General features: G+C 38.0%; 4 protein-coding genes. 2 read left to right on the top strand and 2 right to left on the bottom strand.

The features are described 5' to 3' along the window. Positions 1–49 precede the first annotated feature (49 nt). Positions 50–415, bottom strand: a complete 366-nt coding sequence (locus H0V01_15745) for a transposase (protein MBA2584822.1) — start codon at positions 413–415, stop codon at positions 50–52. Between the two features lie 171 nt (positions 416–586). Between H0V01_15745 and H0V01_15740 the strand changes: the two genes are divergently transcribed. Further along, on the top strand, positions 587–1915 hold the full coding sequence (locus H0V01_15740; GenBank protein ID MBA2584821.1) for an IS5 family transposase: 1329 nt from the start codon (positions 587–589) through the stop codon (positions 1913–1915). A gap of 407 nt (positions 1916–2322) precedes the next feature. On the opposite strand, the gene H0V01_15735 is transcribed toward H0V01_15740, so the two are convergent. After that, complete coding sequence (locus H0V01_15735; GenBank protein ID MBA2584820.1) at positions 2323–4218, bottom strand: gliding motility-associated C-terminal domain-containing protein; 1896 nt, start codon at positions 4216–4218, stop codon at positions 2323–2325. Positions 4219–4449: 231 nt separating this feature from the next. Between H0V01_15735 and H0V01_15730 the strand changes: the two genes are divergently transcribed. Continuing rightward, a partial coding sequence (locus tag H0V01_15730) for a hypothetical protein (GenBank protein MBA2584819.1) occupies positions 4450–4845 on the top strand: 396 nt, incomplete at its 3' end.

Here is a 4845-nt window from a genome sequence, read left to right as displayed (position 1 = left end):
AAATTCCAAGATCCCTTCTGGCAAAATCAAGTTTGCCAAGCTGTGGTTTTCATCTCTTTGCACGTAGAATATTTTTTGCAAAGAAATGATTTTTGTTCATTCCCCCCAACTTTTCCGCTTGATCCCTTTCCTGTGGGTTTTCTACAATTGCATTTATTACTTGCTTTGCTGTGAAGGATTTTAAATCCCTTAAAATGTTTGATAATTCTTTATTCTCCGAATAACTTATAAAGTGAACATGGCTTGGCATTATGCAATAGCAAAAAATTTTCAGATTCTTGTTTTTCTGACAATATGCAATACTATCTGTTAAAATATCCTGATACTTTCTTCTTATAAAAACATCCAGCCATCCAACAACACTAAAACTCACAAAGTATAATCCATTACTATGTGTTTTATATTTTTCTGACATAAATTTAAATATATCAAAAAAGATAAGCAAAATTTTGGAATAATATATATAATTAGTCGAGCCTTAAAAAGCAATCAACACTCTGATTGTTAATAACTTGCCTGTGTTTTTGGGTGGATGTATTTGCTATATTTTGTATCTTTATGATGTAAATCTTGCAAATTGTTTGATATGATTCCGAAACAGAAAGCACAAAATCAAGTTAGTTTCTTTTTCTCTTTTGAGGATACTTTGGATAGAGAACATCCACTTTTTATTTTGGCCAATAAGGTTCACTGGTCGGTATTTGAGGAAACATTTTTACCCTTATACTGCCAAAACAATGGACGTCCGGCCAAACCAATCAGGTTAATGGTTGGTTTATTGATCCTTAAACATATTCGTAATATTTCGGATGAGAGCGTGGTTGAACAATGGTCTGAGAACAATTACTACCAATATTTTTGTGGAGAAACTTCTTTTGTGAGTGGCGCTCCTTGCGAGGCTTCCGAACTGGTTCACTTCCGTAAACGTATAGGAGAACAAGGGATAGAGTTGATCCTTAAAGAAAGCATACGGATAAATGGGAAAGACGGTGATGACGATAATGTAAATGTTGACACTACGGTTCAGGAAAAAAACATCACTTTTCCAACAGATGCCAAACTTCACAAAAAAATTATCTCTAAATGTCAAAAAATTGCCAAAGAAGATAATCTGCCGGTAAGACAAAGCTACAGCAGGGTATTAAAGGAGCTAAGCAGGGATCAACGATTTAGAAACCATCCAAAGAACAAAGGGAAAGCTAGAAAAGCAGATAAGAAAATTAAGACCATTGCAGGAAGGCTGGTTCGTGAGTTGGAGAGAAATCTTGGGGAATACTCAAAACACCAATCTGCGCTTGATTTGTTCAAAAGGGTGCTCTCGCAAAAAAGAAGCGATAAACAGAAAGCTTATTCCCTACATGAACCGGAAGTTTGTTGTATCTCTAAAGGTAAAGAACATAAAAAATATGAATTTGGCAACAAAGCCTCATTTGTAAAAACAGACACTGGTGTAATTGTTGGGGCAATGGGCTTTAGAAATGAGTTTGACGGCCATACATTGGAACCAGCCTTAAATCAAACACAAAGACTCACGGGAAAAACTCCAAAAGTAGCTAAAGTGGACAGGGGATATAGGGGGAGAACCCAGATCGGACAAATCAAAATACTTATACCTGGAAAACCAAAGAAAAACCAAAGTTATTACTTGAAAAACAAACTAAGGCAAGCGCACCAAAAAAGGGCGTCCATAGAGCCTGTAATCGGCCATTTGAAAGCTGACCATAGATTAAACAGAAACTTTTACAAAGGGATTATTGGAGACAATGTCAATATTATGCTTGCAGCTGCCGCTTTTAACTTCAAAAGAATGATGAATAAGTGGAAAAATACCCTTTTGGCTCTTATTCAAAAACTCCTTGATTATATATTTTTTACTTATTGGTTGTTTTTAAAAAGTAAAAATTTGAGTTTTTAAGGCTCGACTAATTAAGAAGTTAATTATCAGTAACTTATGACAAGCGTTGCAGGGCAAGTGTGTTTGGGTATGCTGCAAGGGTAACTAAAAGTTACCGGCCAGGTTCCACACTAAGCCCTGCACGTATGCTTGCGCTTCAGCTTAGCGCGTACGAGGGAAGCGTAGCGAAAGAGGAATCTGTTGCTGAGCGCCATTTCTGTTGCATGTGCTGTTTTCAATAGGTTTTTTCCTGGGGCCCATGGTTCTGAAAGCTGGTGCTTTTTTAATTATGGTTTAACATTCGGTCAAAAGGGCTTTTGTGGTGCTGCTGTTTGCAAGAGATTCCTCCCTGCGGTCGGAATGACAGGTTGCTGTTTTTTTAGGTGGAGAATGGAATTCGGCAAAGTCGAATTCCATTCTCCATAACATCATCTCATTAAATGCATTGCCCCTTGCTTTTGAAAGGACTCTCCGTTTTCCAAAATGCCTGATACCACCCAGTAGTAAGCACCATCAGTTGCTTCTTTGCCATTGGCAGTGTGCCCATCCCAGCTCATATCGTTTCCTTTTTGGTAGTTGAACACTTCTGTTCCCCAGCGGTTGAAAATACTTACGCTATAATCTTTTGCTCCTTTTACATTGATGCTAAAGCTATCGTTTAAGCCATCTCCATTTGGGGTAAACACATTGGGCGCAAGCACTACAAGGGCATGTTCCACCTGAATGGTATGCATTACCGTATCTGCACAATGGGGATAGTTGTTGTAGGCAATAAGCATTACCTGGTAAGTGCCACCGGAATCAAAAATCTGGGTAAAATTTTCTGAATATAAAGTATCCCCGTTCGACAACACCCACATATAATGGGTAGCATTGGAGCTGTTATTGATAAAATCTATTTTAAGCAAATCCTCTTTAAACTTTTTTGTAAGAAAACCGGCTTTTACAATGTTGCTTTCCGTAATGCTTACCGTATCGGAAAAAACACAGCCCATGGCATCTGTAACAGTATAAGTATAAGCACCGCCTGAAATACCGCTGAAATCTCCGCTGCTGTTGCTTTGCCCTGCTATGCTATAGGTATAGGGAGAATTACCACTTGTGGTTTTTATAAAATTTATTTTACCGTTATCATTGCCGCAAATACCTGCAATTACCGCCACGCTATCAGGCCGGGGCACGTTTATTCTTAAGGGCAGCACCTTGGAGCAACTGTCTGTGCTCCAAATTCGGCAGGTATAATGTGTGGTTTTACTACCCGTATATACAGGGTTGGGGCAATTGTAGCAGCTTAAATCTGTTTGTGGCTCCCATTCGTAATTGATACCTCCTGTGGCTGTTAACTGATAGGTGCTGCCCTGGCAGGTGTAATCTACGGTGGCTTGAAATGACTGGCAGGGGGTGGTATAGGCAAGAAAAAGAGCCACAATGGGATTTGAACGGGCACCTTCCCACCAGGATGGTGTCTGGTAAACAAAATCAATATTTAATGAAGTGGTATTATTTGAAATATAGGATTGTATATTTGCCAGGGCATCTGGCCCGTTCATAGTGGTATTGGCTGTATCATCACCCAAGCCATATAATGTATTATTGTAATAATAAAAATGCCCCTGCACCCCACTACAAGTATAGTTGGTGTTATAATCTTCGCCTCCTGTAAGCCCTAAATTATTATTGTTTACATATACATAGGAACCGTCATCAAAAGTATTGCAAAATGAATCTCCCACAAAAGCAAAACCCACATCATTGGCAGCATTTACAGGGTTTAAATTGTTTAGGGAATAAATGATATTGGCAGAAACATCTTTATCATTCAAAACAACCTCAATGGCTGTTTCGGCAAGGGCCGGATTTTCATAAACAATAAATAAGTAATACGAAGCAAAACGATTTAAGCTTGGGTTTGCTAAATTATTAGGAGGCGGAACGGTAAGCGCATACTGGGTAATTGCGGGGTTGATATCTTGAGTAACATCCAATACGTTCACACTTGAGGTAACCGGTGGAATAAAATTGGTATAAATAGACAAAAATCCCTGTGTTACAATGCCGGTTGGATTTATAGTATAGTTAATCCCGTTTAAATCAATAACAATATCTTTAGGCTTTCCGTGGGCCATAGAAATAAGATAAGCTTTTTTAACTGTGCTGCCTGCGGGAATAAAAGCATCAAAATAAACAGTGCCGCTGCCCGCATGGGTATTTCCTCCTCCGCCAGTAATTCCGCCTTTTACGATATCCCGATATAAAACAAACTGGCAGAAGGAAACCTCCGGTAATAACAGAAACCCAAAAACAAATGATAATAAGTAATTCATGTGTAAATAATTTGTTTTTTAATGGTCGCATGCAATACGCCATATATTCATTCCGGTTTGTTGTCCTAAATTTTATGGCTATTTCATTAGTGCAAAGCTAAGAATTTTTGCTTGTTTTGATAATTGTTGAAAACTTTATTTTGATATAACTGTTTTTTTTTATGAGATTTGTCATCGTTAATAATAGATGATTCATCTTTATAAATTAATTTTTAAACCCCTCTTCGTATTATGAAAAAAACACTTTTATTGCTGGTATTAATGCTTGTGAGCATTACTGCGGCCTTTACTCAAAACAGCGTATGGTCATTGCCCGGCCAATATGGTAAATTTAATCCTAATCTTGTCCTCTTTCCCCTGCCCACCCCGACCCTAAACTTACCGGATTATTTATATTACCAAGGCCAAAGGGCAAATTTCAGCCACAATGCCATGCAGGATGCCCAGGGCAATTTACTGTTTTTTATTGTGGATGATAAGATTTATGATAGGAACGGATTCCTTATTGATGAAATGAAAATTAGTGGAATAAAAGTAAGAGGTAGCCAAGAGATATGCATTGTTCCAGTACCAGGGAGTTGTACCCGGTATTATATATTTTCTAATTATCGTATTGGTAATTACACT

The organism is Bacteroidota bacterium, from assembly GCA_013696965.1.
In the GTDB taxonomy this organism is placed as follows: domain Bacteria; phylum Bacteroidota; class Bacteroidia; order JACCXN01; family JACCXN01; genus JACCXN01.
The sequence above is the reverse complement of the archived record's forward strand: the minus strand, read 5'-3'. Positions and strand labels throughout refer to the sequence as shown.

What these genes read in the sequence shown, in the direction of transcription:
- H0V01_15735 (MBA2584820.1), bottom strand. Translation starts at nt 4,218, where the DNA reads ATGAATTACTTATTATCATTTGTTTTTGGGTTTCTGTTATTACCGGAG.
- H0V01_15740 (MBA2584821.1), top strand. Translation starts at nt 587, where the DNA reads ATGATTCCGAAACAGAAAGCACAAAATCAAGTTAGTTTCTTTTTCTCT.
- H0V01_15745 (MBA2584822.1), bottom strand. Translation starts at nt 415, where the DNA reads ATGTCAGAAAAATATAAAACACATAGTAATGGATTATACTTTGTGAGT.